The organism is Polaribacter sp. P097 (genome assembly GCF_036864555.1).
GTDB lineage: Bacteria > Bacteroidota > Bacteroidia > Flavobacteriales > Flavobacteriaceae > Polaribacter.
This window is the reverse complement of the sequence record NZ_JAZETJ010000001.1, coordinates 1041222-1062974: the sequence shown is the minus strand read 5'-3', so window position 1 is coordinate 1062974 and position 21753 is coordinate 1041222. Positions and strand designations below refer to the sequence as shown.

Genomic DNA, 21753 nt, shown 5'->3' with positions numbered 1-21753 from the left:
AATTAAGTAATTTGATATTCAGGATACGTTTGAACCAACAACCCTAATGTTTTTTTAGGAATAACAACTAAGGTGATGTAACTAATAATTAAAAATGCTGTAATTAAAAGTGCAGAATATGCTCTTTTAAAATCGCCCATAGCTAAAAATTCTTTGGCACTAGAAACTGGAAAATCAAAAAAATAGATAAATATAATCGCTGTATTTCCTAACCCTTGTATGTTTAAAACATGCTCAAAAAGCCATTTTTTTTGAGTTTGTCTTTGCCTTCGTTTTAATTTACGAGTATTATTAATAAGCATAATAAACTGAGTGATAGTGCTTGTAATGAATATTCCTAAATAAATCTGATATCCAAAAGAATATTGCTGCAGTTGATAAAAACCAAATAAAAGTAAAATTGTTAAAACGATTTTAGGCAAGCTTAACCCTTCTTTCGCAAATTTTAAAACGAGTTTAAAATACTTTTTTGTCATTTGAAGTTCTTTACTTTCTACAACATTCATAAAGCCAAAAACACCAAATTTTTTGAATGATTTATCTCTAGCTTCTTCAAAAGATATTTTAGGATTTTCTTCCCAAATTTTCTCTATATCATTAGCTAAATGATCTACAAGTTCTACTTGCACATCGTAATATTCTACATAGTGCTGTCTTGTAAATTGGTATAAAGATTCTATTTGAATTTCTGTAAGTTTCATAAGCTAAGTTCTTTTTTAATTCTTTCTACTTTTTGTATAGATTCTTTAAAAAGTTGATACCCAGAAAATGTGGCTAACGTAAACAAAGGCAATAGTAAAATCAAAAAAAATTTTTGATAAAAAACATCTAAATAGCCAGAAATCTGTAGTGGTAGATTTATCATTATTAATGCAAATCCGAAGTAAAAAATACCATAATCTAAATGTATAGATTTGCCATATTTTTTCAACCAAAGCTTAATGGTTAAAATAAAAAATGGAATAGAAACAATAATGTAACTAGAGAAATTAATTAGTTTAAAAGTTTTTAATGGTAAATAATCAATCAAAAAATAATTGATAATTACACCAAGAGTTACCAAGAGTATAATAGCAGGACTTTTTAAATAGTTTTTAATGTTTTCAACATATTTTTTTCTGTAATACTTATTTACATTTTGCCAACCTTGTGTATTTAAATTGTACAAATTATTGTAATAACCAATTCGCTTTAACGAATTATTTAGTTCTTTTTTAAAATCGTTACTAATTGCATTTTCCTCTAAATCTGTGGCAATATGATCTATCATTTCTAAACGCAAATCCCAATACTTAATACCTCTAGATTTTAATCTTTTATCTATCAATTCTATTTGTTCTTTATTTAATTCCATGTTACACAGATTTAAATTTTGAGATTACTGCTAGATGTTTTTTATAAAATCGATTACAAATAAAAACAACAGCAAAACCTGCAAATGTAAAACCGGTCATTACAGGATTTAGGGAACCATTTTTATCAAATACACCAACAAGTAAACTTACTACTAGAAATATGAGTCCAAAATATTGAGTTCTCAAGACGAAACTTGCTGTAGTTTTAACCTTACTTTTCTTAACTTTTATAAATATATAAAGCACGTATACATTCATGCACAATATAAAAGACATTAAAAATCCATTAGCAAAACTTACAAAACTTTCAGAAAAACTAATATCTGATAATTTTAATAGAATTAGTGGTAGAAAATAAGAAACTACATAAAGCAAAAAATACAATCGAAATTGCTTAATTGCTTTCTTAATTACAATCTTAGACTCTGAATATTGTATTCCAAAATAAAGACTAGAAGTCATTTTAAAATCATCTTGCCATTTCAACGTAACCATTTTAAAAGCTTTATTAAAAGTGATGTTCTTGTCCATCAACATTTCAATTTCAGAAACCATATGATCTAAAACTTCAATTTTCAAATCCAGATAATCAAAATTCTTGGTTTCTAAAAAGTGCTGAACCTTACCTACTTGCTCTTTCGTTAATTCCATAGCCATAAAATTTACTCTAAACTAAACTTTGGGTTTACCAAGTGCTGCATCGTTTTTAAAAAATCTTGCATTTCTTCTAACTTACTCGCAGTTTCTTTAGTGCCATTTTCTGTTAATTTATAGTACTTACGCAATCTATTACCAACTTTAGCTACTTCAACATCTAACAAACCATCTGCTTCTAACTTGTGTAAAGCAGGATACAGTGCACCTTCAGTAATTTTTAACTCACCCTTGGTTAATTCTTTCACTTTTTGGGTTATTTCATAACCATACATTTTAGTATTACTAGCTAGCAATTTTAAAATGATTGTTTGTAAAGAGCCTTTGTATAATTTCTGATTTCCCATAATTGAAATATTTAACTAAATAATTGTTTCAAATATATACATAATTTTCTAATGCATAAAAAACTTATGTATATTTTTTAGAGCAAAAAAAAGCCTAAAAATTAATTTTAGGCTTTACATTCAATTGTAATAATTTTACTTTTCTACTTTTAAAACTTCGCTAATTACTCTTTCTAAATCTGCTTTTGGTAAAGCTCCATTTGCCATTTGCGGTTCTCCTTCTGTAGGGCAAAATAGCATAGAAGGTATACTTCTAATTCCAAATGCAGCAGAAAGTTCTTGCTCTGCTTCTGTATCTATTTTATAAATATCGATTTTATCTCCATATTCTTCTGAAAGTTCTTCTAAAATTGGGGCTAACATTTTACATGGGCCACACCAATCTGCATAAAAATCTATCAATGCAGGTCTTTTACCTTCAAACTTCCACTCTTTATTTTCTTTAAAATTAAATACCTTTTCTAAAAACGTTTCTTTCGTTAAATTCTCTGTCATATTGTTTCGTAATTTAGTACAAATTTAGTCGAAGCATATTTAAAATTCTTACAAAACCACATAATTTGAAATTAAAATGTTAATTTGTTGTAACAATTTTAAAATTAGACAACTAATAATAAATTAATCAAAAATCGAAATAATGAAAAGCGTTCAAAAACTATTGTTTACAACTGCTATAGCTTCTATAGCATTTGTTTCTTGTAAAAACGATGCACCAGAAGAAGAAAAAGTAGCTGGTATTGTTTTAGAAAACATGGATACTTCTGTAAAACCTACAGATGATTTCTTTAGACACGTAAACGGATCTTGGCTAGACAACACCGAAATTCCTGATGACCAAACTTCTTGGGGTGGCTTTAATCAACTTCGTAAAAAAACAGATGCTGATGTTTTAGAAATTTTAAATGTTGCAATAGAAGAAAGAGATTTTCCTAAAATTAAAGATGCACAAGGCAATGAGATAGACTCAGATCAAGAAAAAGCAGTAAACTATTATGAAACTATAATGGATACTATTGCCAGAAACAAACAAGGTAAAGCACCTGTTATGCCTTATTTATCTAAAATTGATGAAATAGTTACTAAAGATGATGTAGAAACTTATTTAACAAACATGGCTCCTTATGGTGGAGGAGGCTTTTATGGTTTTGGCGTTTTTAACGATTTAAAAAACAGTAGTCAATATGCAGGTTATATGAGTGGTGGTTCTTTAGGATTAACCAGAGATTATTATGTGGATGCTAAAGTGAAAGATAAATTAGAAAAATACGAAGTTTTTGTAGCCAAAATGTTACAAGAATTTGGTGATGATGAAGCTTCTGCAAAGCAAAATGCGGCTACCATTGTAGCTTTTGAAAAAAGCTTAGCAGAACCAATGATGACCAAAGAAGAAAGCAGAGATATTAGAAAATTATACAACCCAATGTCTGTTGAAGAACTTCAAAAATTAGCACCAGCTATAGATTGGCAAGCGCATTTAGAAGGCATTGGAGTTGGAGATATTGAAACTGTAATTGTAACAGACTTAGGGTATTTTAAAGCCATGAGTAACATTTTCGAAAACAGATCTGTAGAAGATATTAAATTATTACTACGTTGGAACACAATTAACAGTGCTTTAAGTGCCCTTTCTACAGATTTAGAAACTGCAAATTGGGAGTTTTATAGCAAAGAAATGCAAGGAGCTAAAAAACAACGTCCAAGAGATGAGCGTGCATTAAATAATTTAAATGGCGCAATTGGTGAGGCTTTAGGAAAATTATATGTAGAAAAAATGTTTCCACCAGAAGCTAAGAAAAAAGCAGAGGAAATGATTGATAATGTAATGCTAGGTTTCGAAAAAAGAATTGCACAATTACCTTGGATGAGTGAAATTACAAAAGAAAAAGCGCTAGAGAAACTGCATAAATTAACAGTTAAAATAGCGTATCCAGATGTTTGGAAAGATTACTCAGAACTTCAAGTAAAAGGTTTAGAAGATGGTGGTTCTTATTTCGAAAATGTAATTAATGTTACAAAATGGAACTATAATCAAAACATGAATAAATTAGGTAAAGAAGTTGATAGAACAGAATGGGGTATGTCTCCACAAACTGTAAACGCATACTTTAACCCTGTAAATAATGAAATTGTATTTCCTGCAGCAATTTTACAACCTCCTTTTTATGATTATAGAGCAGATGAAGCTGTAAATTATGGTGGAATTGGCGCTGTTATTGGTCATGAAATTTCTCATAGTTTTGATGATTCTGGTGCACGTTTTGATGGCGATGGAAATCTAAAAAATTGGTGGACAGATGAAGACTCTGAAGAATTTAAAAAAGCAGGTAAAAAATTAATAGATCAGTACAGCAATATTATTGCAATAGACAGCATGCATTTAAATGGCGAATTTACACTTGGTGAAAATATTGGAGATTTAGGTGGTGTGCAAGCTGCTTACGAAGGTTTACAAATTTTCTTTGAGAAAAATGGAAGACCAGGTAAAATTGATGGTTACACTCCAGAACAACGCTTTTTCCTTTCTTGGGGTACAATTTGGAGAACCAAAATGAGAGATGATGCATTAAGAAATAGAATTATGACAGATACTCATGCTCCAGGAATGTACAGAGCTTATATGCCACTTAAAAATGTGGATGCTTTTTATGCCGCTTTTGATGTGAAAGAAGGTGATAAAATGTACTTAAAACCAGAGGATAGAGTTCGTATTTGGTAAAAAAATAGCATTTAAAAAATACCCAAAGCATTCAAGAATATTCTTGGATGCTTTTTTTGTGAAATAATACCAATCTTAAAAAATAAATTGTAACTTGTACCTCTAAACCCCTAGTCAAATACCTAGTGTTTGATTTTTAAATTTTATCGTTATTAGAAAAGGTGCCCCCTACATACTCCTTTTGCTATTGCTTAGTACCCAAGTTTTTGTATCTCAAGAACTATTAAAACCTGTCTTAAAATTTACTAACGCTTGTGCAAGTGATTCCTTTAATTCTTATGAATTAGAAGTTACTTTTATCAATGCTGTCTTTAATTCTGACAACGTTTTTACCCTTGAACTTTCTAATAAAGATGGTGATTTTTCATCGCCAACAGCTTTAAACACAATTTCAGATAAAAACAGTGCTTTCAGGTTTACTTCAGAATTTAGTATACCAAATAATGTAGCTGGTGCCAATTATAAAATTCGTGTCAAATCTTCATCGCCAGAAATAATTAGTCCAGAGTCTGATGTATTTGAAGCCTATTACATGTCTTTAGATGCTTTAGTATTAAATAATTTTGAAAACATAAGCCTTTGTGAAGCAGAACCTAAAGAAATTAGTGTTAATTACTCTGGTTCTAATCAATTGCAATGGTATAAAGATGGCCAAGAATTTGTATTAGGAGGCTCATCTATTACTGTAAATGATCCTGGTTTATATTACTGTGAAATTTATTATGGTTCTTGTAATTCACCTGCAACATCAAACATCATAGAAGTTAGTATTAGCAGTGCTGTAGATGCAGAAATTTTAGGAAATTCTGAGGTTTATCTGTGTGAAAACGAAAGCTATGTTTTAGAAGCTAATGTAGACAACAATTTATATACCTATACTTGGTTTAAAAATAATGAGAAACTAACCAATTTACCTGCTTATTCACCAAGTTTAACCATTTCTGACCTTGCAGATTTGGGTACTTATCGTTTAGAGATTACTAATGAAATTGGTTGTACATCAACCTCAAATGAAGTAAACATAAATAGCGTAAATACCAATTTTTCTGTTAGCATTGATAGTGCAACTCCTATCAATATTTTGGCTGGAGAAACAAGGGTAATTGCTATAACACATGATGCAAAAAATGCCGAAATTAGTTGGTATAGAAACAATGTTGAAATTCCGAATTCAAACTCACTTAGTTTAAATATAACAGAATCAGGAACCTATTTTACTGCTGTAAAAAATACAGCAAACGGTTGTACAGAAACAAAAAACTCAGAAAATATAGTTGTAAATTATTTTCAAGATTTTGAAACCAATATAACAATAAATTCAGATTATACTTCTTGTGTTTCTTCAGAAGCTCAATTATTCATAGAAACTATAAAAGGTATTGATGCCAACAATGTTGCTTATAATTTAAATGATGCTCAAATTGCCTTATTAAATTTTGCATGGTTTAAAGATAATAACCCTTTAAATGGGGCTACAGAAAACCAAATTAACATTTCTACTTTTACAAATAATGGTGTATACTTTGTGCAGACCTCAAATGGAAATGTTAGCTCAAACTCAAATACTTTAGAAGTAAATTTAAAATTACCAACCATTGAAATTTCTTCAAGTAGTGCATCAAACACATATTGTGATAATAAACAAATTGTTCTTTCTTCGGATGTGAATATTGGACTAAATTATCAATGGTATTTAGACAATACTGCTATTGCTACTGCAACAAATGATACTTATGAAATTACTCAAACAGGAGTTTATTATTTAGTACAATCCGCTGCAAATGGATGTACAACTAAATCTAACGAAATTGAATTTACGAATGTAAACAACAACTTTTCTGTAAACACAATTTCAGAGACAGAAAACTTTATCCTTTTTGGTGAAACAAAGGTTTTAGAGATTACACATACTGCTCAAAACGCTAGTTTAAATTGGTTTAAAGATGGGGTTCTTATTCCGAATTCAACAACTACAACTCTAACAATTACTGAACCTGGAACCTATTATGCTGCAGTTACCAATACTGTAGATGGTTGTTCAGAAACTAAAAAATCAGAAAATATCAATGTAAATGCTGTTGAAAGTTTTGATGTACTTATTAAGCCTCTACCAAATTATTCAGATTGTGTTTCTGAAAGAACTCAGTTACTTTTAGAAAGCGTAAAAGCCAAAGATGAAAATCAGAATATTTACGATTTAACCCATAATCAAATTAGTTTATTAAATTTTAATTGGTACAAAGACAATAACCTTCTAAATGGTTTTACAGACAACCAAATTACAATAGAAAATCATGTAGAAAATGGTAGTTATTTTTTAGAAGTTAGCAATGGTTCTATAAAATCTGAATCTAATGTTTTAGACATTATTCTTGGTGTATTTGAACCTGTAATATCTTCTAATGATCAAACCAATATTTATTGTAGCACTAAGCAAATTACATTAAGCAGTACCCAACAAAATGGAGTTACTTATCAATGGTTATTAAATGGATCTCCAATAACAAATACCAATGAAACCACTCTTGAAATAACTGAAGCAGGAGTTTACCAAATAGAGGTTAAAAATGATGAAGGCTGCTTAAAAAAATCTACCGAAATTGTTATTGAGAATTTTGATAGCAACTTTACCATTTCATCAACTACAACTGCTGCAACTATAATTTTAGAAGGTGAAACTAGAGTACTTAATGTAACTCATAATGCGCAAAACGCAATTATAACTTGGTTTAAAGACAATGTAGAGATACCAAATTCTAACACAAATAATTTAAATGTAACAGAACCAGGTGTTTATTTTGCTCAAGTGACCATAACCGCTAACGGATGCTCAGAAACAAAATCTATAGATGCTATCTCTGTTAGTGCTGTTAGTAGTTTAATTACAGTTATTAATGCTTTGCCTAACTACTCAGAATGTACATCTTTACAAACACAACTTACTTACAAAACCATAGAAGCTAGAGATATTAATGGCACAACATACCAATTATCTGCAGCACAAATTCAGCTTTTAGAATTTCAATGGTATAAAGACAATAACATTTTAAACGGATCTAATGAACCTGAAATTACCATTAATGATTATGAAGAAAATGGGGCTTATTACCTTAAAATTAATAGTGGTTCTAAAACATCAAACTCGAATATTTTAGCTGTAAAACTAGGGTTGCCAGAAGTTAATGTTGCTTCTGTAGATGATATTTATGCGCTTTGTACAGACAAAGAAATTATTTTATCCACTCCAGAAATTAACGGATTAAGTTATCAATGGTACCTCAATAATACAGCAATTGCAGGCGAAACAAATACAACATTAACCGTTGTTGAGGTTGGTAATTATACTGTTGAAGCTGTAGGTTATTCTTGTTCAAAAACCTCATCTGCAATTACTATTAATTCTTTTGATGGTAGTACTATTGAGTTTGATTTTGATGATGAAATTACCATTCAAGAAGGAGAAACAAAAATCATTTCTGTAAATGGTGCAGACACTTATGAGTGGTTTGATGAGGATAACAATTTAATAGAAACCTCTTCTTCTTTAGAAATAACAAAAGCAGGTAATTACAGGGTTATTGCATACTTGAATGGTTGCTCAATAGAAAAATTCTTTACGGTTACTGTAATTTCTGGTAATATATATGTACCAAATGTTTTAACTCCAAATGGAGATGGAGTTAACGATTCTTGGAAAATTCCGTCAGAATTTGCTTTTAAACCCAATATTGAAGTAGAAATTATTTCGAATGCAGGACGAACTGTATTAAGACAAAAAAATTATCAAAATAACTGGCCAGATATTAATGTAAAAACAGCAAGTTTATATTTCTACATCATTAGAAGTGATGAAAATATTATAAAAAAAGGCACCATAAACATTATAAGATAAATGTGTAGGAAACAAAGACATATTATTATTTTATTATGTACAGTAACATCACTGTATTCTCAAGATTCTGTAGAAAAAATCTTTAATAGATTTTCTTCGCAAAGTTTTGTGAAACAGAATACTTATTTACTAAACCCTACTTTTACTGTAGTTAATGAAACAGGAAAATCAATTGCTATATTAAGTAGAAACAGTTTTATTGGTTTTGAAGGTTCTCCTGTTTTGAACATTCTTGGATTTTCTGGTAAAATTGACGATAATATTGGTGCTGGAGTTGGTATTTATAGACAAAGAATTGGCGTGTTTACCAACTTTGGAGCCATTGCCAACTATGCATATCAAATTAAATTAAATGCCAAAAGCAGTTTAACCTTAGGGTTTAATTTTATGTTTAGTCATTTTGATATTGATAGAACAAGAATTGTAGATCCTGCTTCAGATGCAGTTATTTTTAACTTTCAAGAAAAGACAAATATTATTTTACAAACGGGCTTAAATTACAATTATGGTAAATTTAATGTTGGTGTAAATTTAAGAGATGCAGTAGATTACAATTTAAAAGAAGGCGATTTTATTACACCCATTTCAGAAAAGTCTTTTTCTATTCATGCGCAATTTACAGAACCTATAAATAGTAATATCAAGCTACTTGAAGATGGACTTTTGCGTTTTTTTTATAGCGCTAATTACAATACCAACAGTGGTTCTACAGGAAATGTACTACTAGATTTACCTAAACTTGGTTGGGTGCAAGGTGGTTATGATGATTTTTTTGGAACATCTGTAGGTTTAGGAATTCGATTATCACAAAAAGTAGCGGTTTCTTATGTTTATGAAACAGGAAAAAACGATTTAGGCCCTACAAGCGAATTAGGTATTGTGTATTCCTTTGCTAAAAAACCTAGCAACAACATCAGCTACAATACTCCAATAAAAAGTGAAATTGAAACCATTGAAGAAGACCTAAAAAATACTGAACCCAAAATTATTGATGCTGAAAAAGTTCAAAAAGACAGTTTAAATGCGAAACAAATAAAAACAGCTGCAACTTTAAAAGATAGCATTTCTATTAACGAAAAAATTAAGGCGCTTCAAATTCAAATTGATAGTTTAAAAGCTATCAATAAATCAAAATCTATTCAAAAGAATAAGGATAGTTTATCAATTAATGACAAAATTAAGTCTAACCAAAGTAGTAAGGATAGCTTATCACTTAAAAATAAAAGTATAGCATCTAAGTATCAGAAAGACAGTTTATCAATAGAGAATAAAACCAAAATACCCCAAAATGAGAAAGATAGTATATCAATAAAAGAAAAAATTAATTCCTTAGAAAATGAAAAGGATAGCTTACCTGTAGCTAAAAAAGTTTCTGATTTGCCTAAAATGGAAATTATTAAAAGAACTGATGATATAGAAGCAGGTTTCTATCTAATTGTAAATGTTTTCTCAAATGAAAACTATGCAAATTCATTTATGGAGAATTTAAAAAAGGATGATTTAAACCCTAACTATTTTATACATCCTATTAAAAATTATAGGTACGTATATATAGCATACGCAAAGAGTCAAAGAGAAATAATTAAATTAATTTATAACAATGTGAACGGAAAATATGTTCACGATAAATGGATCTTAAAAGTAGAAGACTAACATTCATAATACCCCCACAAGATGAATACCCAACAAACCCTAAAGAAGTGTATAATTGCATTGATTGTAATTATAAGTTTTGCAAACCAAACCTACTCGCAAACTTTCGTAGAATTTAAACAACGACTGCAAAATGGAGGTGTAAACCTTAAAGGAGACATCACTTTTATTGCCAATAGTATTGTAAGTAAAAATCAAGATGGTACTGTACCTAATGATGATTACAATGGAAGCCAAGGAAACAATAAATTAAATCTAGATTATATAGATATTGATAATGATCCTACCACATTTTCTTCCAGCAAAGCAGCCTTAAATTTACCTGGCTGTTCTAAAGTAGTTTTTGCAGGTTTATATTGGTCTGCAGTATATCCAAGAAAATATTGGAATGATGTTAACAGTACAAGAGATGTAGATGTAAATACCATTAAATTTAAATTACCAAACCAAGAATATCAAGATGTTACAGGTGATGTTATTTTTGATGGACCAACCATTTCTGGCACCAAAGAAAAAATTGTTTATACCTGTTTTAAAGATATCACAACAATTATAGATGCCCAAGATTCACCAAATGGTGATTATGTTGCTGCCAATATAAAAGCCACTGTTAGAGGTAAAAGTAACACAGGTTCATCTGCAGGTTGGATTATGGTTGTAATCTATGAAAACGAGTTAGAGCCTACAAGAAGGGTTTCTATTTTTGACGGATTTACAGCTGTAAAAGGGGGTTCTAATTCTGTAAATGCAGAGGTTTCATATTCTGGTTTTAAAACAATTCCTAATGGGCCTGTAAGAGCAAAAATGTTGGTAGCTGCTTTAGAAGGTGATAAATCTATTAAGGGAGATCGTTTTCAAATGAAAGACATTAACGGAACTTTTCAAACCCTTTCTACACCAAACACAAACCCTGCAACTAACTTTTTTAACGGTTCTATTACAGTTAATGATCAATTCTTGGCCAATAGAAGTCCAAGTAGTGAAAACACTTTAGGTTTTGATGCTGATATTTTTAATCTGAACAATGTAAACAATCAACTTATTGCAAACGATCAAACAGATGCAGATATAAAATTAACCACTAGTGGAGATGGTTATTGGGTATTTCTAAATGCCATGAGTGTAGAAATTATAGAGCCAGACATTGAACTCGTAAAAACCATAGAGGATACAAATGGTAATGATATTTCTGGGGGTGAAGTTAATTTAGGAAACGAAATTTGGTACAATATCGCATTTAGAAATAAGGGTAATGACAATGCTACAAATACTACAATCATAGACAGGTTACCTAAAAATGTTGACTTGTTCGAAACCGAACTTATAATGCCTTTAGGAGTAACTTACACCTACCAAGCACCAACAGTAGCCAATGAATTTAGAGGTGAACTTGTATTTACAATTCCAGACGATTTAGTAGAGCTAGGTGACCCAACTTATAATATCAGGTTAAAAGTAAAAGTAGTAGAATCTTGTAATGAGTTAAGAGACGTTTGTTCTAACATCATTCAAAATCAAGCGTTTGTAAATTTCACAGGAGAAATAAATGGTGTAACCACAAACAACACACCAAGTTATTTTGGAGTAGATGCTTGTAATAGAGGTTATGAAGGGCCATCTAATTTCTTAGCAGATGTAGATCAATGTACATATGAAAGAGAAGAAGTACTTTGTACAGACACTGTAGATTTAACTGCTGGAGCAGGATTTTTATCTTACACTTGGAAAAATGCAAATGGAGATGTTATTGGAAATACACAAACCATTACAGTAGATAAAGTTGGAAGATATACCGTAGATAAAGTTGCACCTGTAGGGTGTATTAGCAGTCAAGAAATTATAAATGTAGTATCATTTATTACGCAACCAAACCCAGTTATTGACTTTGCAGACGAAGTAAAAGTATGTTCAGATGACGGTTCTGAGCTATCAGAAATTTATTTATGTGGTACAGAAAGCAGTAAACTTATTAAAACAAATATTTACAACTCAAATACCATTTTATGGCAAAAGTTAGATGAAAATTCTTGTATAGATGATAGCAGTGCAGATTGTCCAAATACGAGCAACTCTTGTACTTGGAACACTGTTAAAACTGGTAACGATTACAATGCAAACGAACCAGGAAAATATAGGGTAGAAATTAGAGCTCAAGGTGGTTGTTTTAAGCGTTATTATTTTGATGTTTTTCAAGCAACTTTAGATCCTTTAGTAGATAAAACAGATTTAATTTGTGGTAACATTGGTAATATAACCATCAATAATATTCCTGGTAATTATCAATTTAGTTTAACAAACGATATCAATACTTTTCAAGACAGTAATTCTTTTGATATTACTGCAGCTGGAACTTACACAGTATTCGTTAGAAAAAAAGGTGGTTCTGCAACTTCTTGTGTTTATGAATTACCTGCAATTGATGTCTTTGAAAAAAACATAGAAGTAGATTTAATTGTAGACCAAATTCAGTGTTCAGATTCTGATGGTACCATTAGAGTTCAAGTAAATAATGTAGATGGTGAGTATGTGTATCAGATATTTAAAGAGGGGCAACTATTATCTGAAACATCACCAAAAATAGACAACGATCATACCTTTGTTGTATCTGAAGCTGGTGTTTATACTGTTAAAGTTACTGCTCCTAACAATTGTTCTTTTGAGGGTGATGTAACCATTACAAAACCAGAACCACTAGCATTAACAGCTGTTACTACCAAAAATATTAGTTGTACAAATGGTAGAATAGATTTAACAACTACAGGTGGTACCCCAATTTATAATTATGCAATTTGGTCTATAGATGGTGTAGAATTGTATGCAAACCCTACAACCATTCCAATCATTGAATTCTTTACAGATAGTTATTTAGAAATAGCTCCAGGAGATGAAGGTGTATATCAATTTGTAATTGTAGATGGTAACAATTGTTTCACGTTTTCTAATCCTACTGAAGTGATAGCAGAACCAGCTTTTACTTTTTCTGAATCAATTCAAAATGTTACTTGTAATGGAAATCAGAATGGAAGTTTTTCTATTACTCCAGATCAAGATGTAAATAACTATACCTTAAATTATAGTATAGATAATGGCACAAATTATCAAACAGAAAATTTATTTAACAATTTAAATGCTGGTAACTATAAGGTTTTAATAAGAGCAACTAAAGCTTTAGATACTTGTAATTACACCAAAGATATTGTTATTACTGAAGCTGCAAAAATTACTGGTAATGCATCAATCACCCAAAATTACACTTGTAATACAGATGCAACCATAACTTTTGATTCGGTTTCTGGAGGTAATACTCCATATACTTATAGTATAGATGGTGTTAATTTCTTTGAGGAAACTAGTTTTCCAAACTTAAAAGAAGGCACTTATACACCCACTATAAAAGATGCTAACGATTGTACTTTGGCTCTTAATGATATTATCATAGATCCTTTACCTACAGCACCTATTTTTACTACCAATTTAAGTTACAGCTGTACAGGAAATGCTACCATAGAAATTTTACCAAACACAACTGGTTATTTGTATAGTTTAGATGGAAATCCGTTTACGAATTCAAATATTTTTGCTGATGTTCCAGAAGGGAATCATACCATTTCTGTAAACATAGGTAGTGAGTGTTTAGAAGAAGTTCAAGTAACTGTTTTACCAAATCAAGGATTTAGCAGTTTTGTAGCCAACTCAACAGATATTTCTTGTTTTGGTGAAGCAAATGGAAGTATTACAATAGAAGCTAGCAACTACAATTCTTCTTTTGAATTTTCTTTAAATGGTGGTTCTTGGGTTACTGCAAGTTCATCTCAATTAACCATTAACAACCTAGATAAAGGTGATTATAGCCTGCGTGTACAATCTGATAGTTGTACCCTAGATTTAGGAAATGTTACCATTTCTGAACCTAATGAATTGCAAGTTACAGCAAGTATAGCTCAAGAAATTACCTGTACAAATGCAACTGCAGCTTTAGATGTAAATGCAACTGGTGGTAATCCTCCTTATCAATATTCAATAGATAATGGAGCAACTTGGGTAGATGACTTTACGAGTGTTGTTGCTGGTAATTACACCATTAAAGCTAGAGATAGCAAAGGTTGTGAAACAGCAATGGGTGCTTCTATTACTGTAAATCCTGCAAAATCGTTATTAATAGATACCACTGTAACTAGTTGTTTTAATGGTACAAATGGTGAAATTAAAATTGATGTTACTCAAGGTAATGACAATTACGTTTTCCGTTTAAATAATGGTCCTTGGCAATCACCAAGTACTGCAAATACAAACACTTTTACCTTTACAAATCTTCAACCAAATACGTATACTGTAGAAGTAAAAGACGGATTTTCATGTGAAGTTTTAGAACAAAACATTGTTTTAAACAATCAATTAAATGCTAGTATTGTTACTGCAGATATTGGTTGTAATCCTGGTTCAATAAACATAACTGCAACAGGTGGTGATAGCAATTATGTGTATGCCTTTATTAGTTCAACTGCTACAATTACCAATGCCGATTTTAGCGCAAATAGTAGTCAAAATATTACAACTGCTGGCGATTATAAAGTATATGTAAGAGACAATAATGGAGCTACAAATTATTGCGAATATGTAGATACTGTAACTATAAATAAAGCTGCAGATGTTGATATTACAGCTTCTGTAATTCAGCCAAAATGTTTTGATGAAAAAGGTAATTTAACTTTAGATTTTTCTGGAGGTCTTACACCATATACTATTAATGTTTCAAATACCTTAGGGTTTACAGAAACCTCTACTAACATTTACAATACAACAAAAGAGTATTATAATTTAGATGCAGATACTTATACCATTACAATTACTGATGCCAATAATTGTACAAAAACAATTAGTTCGCTTATAGAAAATCCTGTTGAATTAACTGCAACTATCAATCCTATTCTACCAACTTGTGGAGTTACAGATTTAAATCAATTTGGAATAGAATTTATTACCTCAAACAGTTATGCTCCTTATACTTTAGAATATTCTATTGATAATGGTACAACTTGGTCTAATAACAACACATTTATGAGCATAAGCTCAGGTACAGTATTTACACCTGTGTTGCGATTATTAGAAACAGATGGAGTAACTGTTAGGTGTATAAAAGTTTTAGATAATTTTAGAATGCCATTTCATGTATCTAATTTAATTGTTAGCTCTTCAGCTACAGGAGATTGTAAAGATGGTTTCCAAGTTACTGTAGAAGCTCAAGATGGTGTTGCTCCTTACGAATTTGCTGTAAATTCTACTAGCAATTGGGTGTCTCCAACTATTGTAAATGGTACAACTTATGTTTTTGAAAACTTAACTCCTGGTTTAGGATATTACTTTTATGTAAAAGATGCAACTGGTTGTATTAAAGAAAATAGTGTAGATATTTACGACTCATTTACACCAGAAGTAGAAATAGCAGCAAACGTTACTCAAGAGGCTTGTGCAACTTCAGATACTGGTGAATTAACATTTACCATTAACGATCCTAGTAATAATTTATCAGGCACTTTAAATTGGCAATTGTTTGATGTTGATACCAATTTACCTGTCAGAAATGGTTCTCAAAGTAATTTAAATGATATTGTAGTTTCTAATTTGCCTGCAGGTAATTTCTATTTGGTAATTACAAATAATGCTTGTTCTTGGGGAAGCAGAAATGCAAGAATTAATAGAGGTGCAGAAATAAATGGTTCAATATCAGTTTTAAGAGATATTACTTGTAACCAACCAGGTATTGTAAATATTGATGCCATTTCTGGCGGATTTGGTGATTATACATTCACCTTAACAAGTACCAATTTCATCAACCCAATTACAACTCAGGATAGAGCTGTAGAAATAGATGTAAATAATTTAGTTGATGCTACAATTGCATCAACCATAAATGTGGCTGTTTCTGATGAGTTTTCTTGTTTAAAAGATTTAGGTAACGTTCTCATTAACATTAGCGAAAAACCAGAAATACAAAACATAACAAGTAATTTATGTACACTAAATAATAGCATTATAATAAATGCTTCTAAAGGATTGGCTCCATATTTTTATTCGATTGATAATGGCGTAACTTTTCAATCAGATGCCAATTTTTACGATTTAGCTGCTGGTAATTATACAGCTATTGTTATGGATAGCAATGGTTGTTTAAGTCTGCCAGAAAATGTTATTATTTATCCTCCTCTAAACTTTGAGGCGACTATTACTAAAAATTTAGATTGTACTCTAAATGCAGACGCTAGCGTAGAAATAAATGTATTACAAGGTTCTAATAATTACGAATATGAAGTTGTAAATAGTGCTAGCACAAGTATAATTTCTAGAACTACCTTAGCTTCTGCCACTGAAACTATTCAATTATCAGATGCAGGTGTGTATACAATTACCGTATTTGATTTAGCGACCAATTGTAGTAAAAGCATCACTGTAGAAGTTTTATCAAAAGAAGATCCTACCTTTACATTCAGTGTAGATAATAGCACCTGTTCTGGCACTAATTCTGGTACCATTGCATTGCAAAATAGCAACTCTAGTTTAGACTATACGTATTCAATATCGCCAGTTTCTGGTAGTTTCGATGCAACCACTAACAGTTTTATAAATGTTGCTCCAGGTACTTATACAATTACAGCACTTGGTAATAACAATTGTACAATTGTAGAGGCAAATGTTACTGTAAATGAATTTGATCCTATTCAAATTCCTACACCAACTATTACCGATTTTTCTTGTACTACAGGAAATACTTACAACAACGCAAGCATAACAATAGATACTGCTTTGATTATGGGTGGTAGTGGTAATTATACACAAATAGATTTCATTAACAATAAGGGTACAGCAACTACTGCAGATGATGAAATTGTACAAACAGGTAATAATGATACTTATATTTTAAGCGATACAAATGGTGGCAATTTTACTATAGTTATTTACGATGATGAAGGTTGTTCTGCTTCCATTCAAACCACTGTAAATGAATTTTTTGCTTTAACCGATATTTTTATCACAGAAGATGTAAGCGCAGATTGTAAAACAGGTGCTTCTATTTCTGTAACCACAAATACAGAAGTTAGTGGTGCAAACAAATCTTATACAATTTCAAACAACACTGGTTTTACAGAAACAAATACTACTGGAATTTTTACAGATATCGCAGAAGGTAGTTATACAATTAGAGTACTTAATTTAGACACTAATTGTTACCTAGAAACCAACTATACCATAGAAAACGTAAATGAATTTGACATAATTGTTCAAAAAAATAACGATTTAAGTTGTGCAAATAGTGCAACTGGTAGTGTGTCCTTTCAGTTTTCTAGTACAACCATTTATTCAGGAAATTACGATTATATTTTATTTGATAAAATCACCAATTTACCAACAACATTTGTAGGTTCTGGTTCAGGTGAAACTATAATTAATAATTTAACAGAAGGCGAGTATTATATAAAAATAACACAATTAGATAGCCCTTTTTGTGATGTAGAATCAGCACCTTTTTCTATAGAAGGCCCTGCAGAAGCATTAGATTTTGACTTTATTACAACACCTATAACCTGTGTTTCTGCAAATAGTGGAACCTTATTAATTGATGCTTTTGGTGGTTGGCAAGAATATGAATACCAATTAGCAACAGCTAGTGGTACTATTATACAAAGCTTCTCTACCAACAATTTAATAGATAATTTAGCTGCAGAAGATTATATTATTTTTGTAAAAGATAAATTTAATTGTGTTGTAGATAAATCTTTTACATTAGAAAATCCGTTAGAAATTACAGCAGATATTACTGTTGCAGATTTGGTTTGTTTTGATGAAAAAGATGGCGCAATTACACTATCAAATGTAGCAGGTGGTCAAGGCAATCCTGTAAAATACTATTATCAAATTCAAAAAGATAGTGGCATTTTAAGTGTTAAACAAGAAAGCAATGTTTTCGATAATTTAACTGCTGGTAATTATACTATTGTTATTTCAGATGAATATTCGTGTTCAAAGACTTACAATGTAGTCATTGATAATCCTGATGCTGTTTTAGTTACTGCAAATATTACAACAGCTATTACTTGTTCTTCTAATTTATCTGAAGTTACCTTGAGTGCAAGTGGAGGTTCTGGAAACTATACGTATAGTAAAGACGGAATTTCTTTTACCAATTCTCCAATTTTTGAAGTTGCAGTGGGTACGCATCAATTTTATGCAAAAGATGACAATGGCTGTATCTCTGAAGCTTCTGCAATTGTAGAAATCGATGCTTTAAATCCGTTAACTGCAATCTTAGATACAAGTGCAGCTAATGTAAGTTGTGCTGCAGAAACAGGAGCTGTAATATCGGCAATTGCCAGTGGTGGTTTTGGAAACTATCAATATGAACTATTGAGTGATGCAGATGTAATACTTAGAAACAGGCAAGATGAGGATACTTTTAGTGGTTTATCATCTGGTACTTATAAAATTAAAGTATATAGTGAAGATTGTGTATTTACTACAGTAAGTTACACTATAACAGAACCTGTAGCTTTAGAAATACAAACTCCAGTTGTAGTTTCTAACATAAGCTGTTTTGGTAATTTAGATGGTAGTATTGTAATTAATGCAACTGGTGGAACAGGAGACTTAGTGTACAGTATAGATCAAGTTAAGTATGAATCTATAAACGTATTTAATAATTTACCAGCAGGCATTTACAATGTTACTGTACAAGATGAAAGTGGTTGTTTTGTAAGTGAAACTGTAGAAATTACAGAACCAGACCAATTAACATCAAATGCAATAAATGTTCAACAAGAATTATGTTTAGGTAGTAAAAATGCTGCTTTCGATTTAGAAATTACAGGTGGAAATCCTCCTTATAAAACAAGTTTAAACGGAGCCGCTTTTGTAGAAAATCAGCTTTCATTTAGCAATTTAGAAGGTGGTAAAACCTATGTAATTTTTATAGAAGATGCTAAAGGATGTGAAGATTTTCTTGTAGTGCCTTTAGAGGAGGCTGTAGAGGTTAATTTAACTAGCAACACAACCTTAAGTTGTACCAATTACCTATCTACAATTGAGGCTTCTGTAAATGCATCTGCATCAAGCAAAGTGCAATATTCTATCAATAATGGTGCTTTACAAACGTCGGGTATTTTTAGTGATTTGGCTAGTGGTAGCTATACAATAACAGCGGTTCATGAAAATGGTTGTGAAGTGTCTGAACAAGTTATAATTAATAATCCTAATCCACTTACAATAGAAGGGGTTTCAACACAAGATATACTTTGTTTTGGGGGAAACAATGGTAGTATTGTAGTTACCTCTTCAGGTGGACAAGGAGTGGTTAGTTATAGTATAGATGGCGTTAACTTTCAAACTGATAATACGTTTACAAACCTAAGTAAAGGCACTTATCAAGTTACCATAAAAGATGAGTTAGATTGTCAAGTTGTTTCTACTGCTGTAGTTATTGATGAAGTAGAAGAGCTGAAAGTAAGCTTAAAAGACGTTCAGCATGCTACTTGTTTTGGAGAAAGTGATGCTGGTTTTGAAATTGAAATTGAAGGTGGTACTGCTCCTTATAATGTAAAATTAGACAATGGTGCTTTTATAGAAAATCAGTTTATATTTTCTGATTTAGAAGGTGGTAAAACCTATCAAATCACTGTAGTTGATGCTAACAATTGTACTACCAATTTTTCTGTAGATATAGAAGCTGGAGTATCATTAAACTTAACTACAAACACTACTTTAAACTGTCTTAATTACCTGTCTGAAATAGAAGCTACTGTTAATGCCACAGAAGCGAATAAAGTGCAATATTCTATCAACAATGGTGCTTTACAAACGTCAGGTATTTTTAGTGATTTGGCTACTGGTAGCTATACAATAACAGCGGTTCATGAAAATGGTTGTGAAGTGTCTGAACAAGTTATAATTAATAATCCTAATCCACTTACAATAGAAGAGGTTACATCAGAAAATATACTTTGTTTTGGGGGAAACAATGGTAGTATTGTAGTTACCTCTTCAGGTGGACGAGGAGTAGTTAGTTATAGTATAGATGGTACAAACTTTCAGACTGATAATACTTTTGCTAACCTAAGTCCTGGCACTTATCAAGTTACAATTAAAGATGAGTTGAACTGTGAAGTTAATTCTACAGAAGTAACTATTGATGAAGTAGATGAACTTAAGGTAAGTGTAAAAGATATTCAGCAAGCCACATGTGTTGGAGAAAGTGATGGTGGTTTCGAAATTGAAATTGAAGGTGGTACTGCTCCTTATAATGTAAAGTTAGATAATGGTGCTTTTGTAGAAAATCAGTTTGCATATTCTGATTTAGAAGGTGGTAAAACCTATCAAATCACTGTGGTTGATGCTAATAATTGTACCACCAATTTCTCTGTAGATTTAGAATCTAGTGTTAACCTAGACTTGGTTTTATCTCCTGAATATACTTGTAATAATAATGCTACAGTTTTTGCTTTAGTAGATGATTTATATGAAGGTGATGTAACCTATACCATAAATGGTACAAATCCTCAGCAAGAAGGTATTTTTATAGAGTTAGTTCCTGGTAATTATACTATTACAGCTACTCATAAAAACGGTTGTTCTACAAGTGAAACTATTTCAATTAAAGAGAATCCTGAGTTAATTTTAGAAATAGATACCTCAGAAATAAATAAACTAATTGCTAATGCTTCAGGTGGTGTACCTCCTTATACTTACAGTATAGATAATGGTTCGTTTACGGCAGAAAACACCTTTATAATTACTGAAACCAGAATTTACAATATTGCTGTAAAAGACAGCAGAGGTTGTGTAGAATACATTGCTATTTTGGGTGAGTTTATAGATATCGAAATTCCGAATTTCTTTACACCAAATGGAAATGGAAAACACGATTGCTGGTATCCTACAAAAGTTAAAGACTATCATAACATAGAAGTTTTAATTTATGATAGATACAGCAGATTACTTAAAACTTTTAAAGGCGTAAACAATTGTTGGGATGGTTTATACAACAACAAACCACTTCCATCAGGTGATTATTGGTATGTAATTTATTACGATCAAAAACCAGGAATGAGAAGAAGATTAATGGGCAACTTTACTTTATACAGATAAAAA

The 21753-nt window shown here is 30.9% G+C and carries 9 protein-coding genes; 4 read left to right on the top strand and 5 right to left on the bottom strand.

Annotation, left to right across the window (positions count from 1 at the left end):
* Positions 1-2: 2 nt before the first annotated feature.
* The 5 genes from V7R38_RS04950 to trxA all read right to left on the bottom strand — a co-directional run bounded on the left by V7R38_RS04950 (position 3) and on the right by trxA (position 2851).
* Positions 3-701 carry a hypothetical protein gene (locus V7R38_RS04950; protein WP_334056303.1) on the bottom strand — a complete coding sequence of 233 codons (699 nt, stop codon included), beginning with the start codon at positions 699-701 and terminating at the stop codon, positions 3-5.
* Positions 698-1354, bottom strand: coding sequence for a hypothetical protein (locus V7R38_RS04945; protein ID WP_334056301.1), 657 nt, complete (start codon positions 1352-1354; stop codon positions 698-700). The genes V7R38_RS04950 and V7R38_RS04945 overlap by 4 nt, the downstream gene beginning before the upstream one ends.
* Before the next feature lies 1 nt (position 1355).
* Entirely contained in the window at positions 1356-2006 is a 651-nt protein-coding gene (locus V7R38_RS04940) for a hypothetical protein (RefSeq protein WP_334056299.1), read from the bottom strand.
* Positions 2007-2017: 11 nt separating this feature from the next.
* Positions 2018-2356, bottom strand: coding sequence for a PadR family transcriptional regulator (locus tag V7R38_RS04935; RefSeq protein WP_334056297.1), 339 nt, complete (start codon positions 2354-2356; stop codon positions 2018-2020).
* 135 nt (positions 2357-2491) lie between these two features.
* Entirely contained in the window at positions 2492-2851 is a 360-nt protein-coding gene (trxA, locus tag V7R38_RS04930) for a thioredoxin (RefSeq protein ID WP_334056295.1), read from the bottom strand.
* A gap of 142 nt (positions 2852-2993) precedes the next feature.
* Here trxA and V7R38_RS04925 point away from each other — a divergent pair, with 142 nt between their 5' ends.
* The 4 genes from V7R38_RS04925 (at position 2994) to V7R38_RS04910 (ending at position 21750) form a co-directional block, all read left to right on the top strand.
* Positions 2994-5072, top strand: coding sequence for a M13 family metallopeptidase (locus V7R38_RS04925; RefSeq protein WP_334056293.1), 2079 nt, complete (start codon positions 2994-2996; stop codon positions 5070-5072).
* Between the two features lie 187 nt (positions 5073-5259).
* Complete coding sequence (locus V7R38_RS04920; RefSeq protein WP_334056291.1) at positions 5260-8964, top strand: T9SS type B sorting domain-containing protein; 3705 nt, start codon at positions 5260-5262, stop codon at positions 8962-8964.
* Positions 8965-10617, top strand: coding sequence for a PorP/SprF family type IX secretion system membrane protein (locus V7R38_RS04915; protein WP_334056289.1), 1653 nt, complete (start codon positions 8965-8967; stop codon positions 10615-10617).
* 21 nt (positions 10618-10638) lie between these two features.
* Positions 10639-21750 carry a T9SS type B sorting domain-containing protein gene (locus tag V7R38_RS04910; RefSeq protein WP_334056288.1) on the top strand — a complete coding sequence of 3704 codons (11112 nt, stop codon included), beginning with the start codon at positions 10639-10641 and terminating at the stop codon, positions 21748-21750.
* The last annotated feature ends 3 nt before the right edge of the window (positions 21751-21753 follow it).

Coding starts and splice junctions, on each gene's coding strand:
- V7R38_RS04950 (WP_334056303.1), bottom strand. CDS start 701: ATGAAACTTACAGAAATTCAAATAGAATCTTTATACCAATTTACAAGA.
- V7R38_RS04915 (WP_334056289.1), top strand. CDS start 8,965: ATGTGTAGGAAACAAAGACATATTATTATTTTATTATGTACAGTAACA.
- V7R38_RS04940 (WP_334056299.1), bottom strand. CDS start 2,006: ATGGAATTAACGAAAGAGCAAGTAGGTAAGGTTCAGCACTTTTTAGAA.
- trxA (WP_334056295.1), bottom strand. CDS start 2,851: ATGACAGAGAATTTAACGAAAGAAACGTTTTTAGAAAAGGTATTTAAT.
- V7R38_RS04910 (WP_334056288.1), top strand. CDS start 10,639: ATGAATACCCAACAAACCCTAAAGAAGTGTATAATTGCATTGATTGTA.
- V7R38_RS04935 (WP_334056297.1), bottom strand. CDS start 2,356: ATGGGAAATCAGAAATTATACAAAGGCTCTTTACAAACAATCATTTTA.
- V7R38_RS04925 (WP_334056293.1), top strand. CDS start 2,994: ATGAAAAGCGTTCAAAAACTATTGTTTACAACTGCTATAGCTTCTATA.
- V7R38_RS04945 (WP_334056301.1), bottom strand. CDS start 1,354: ATGGAATTAAATAAAGAACAAATAGAATTGATAGATAAAAGATTAAAA.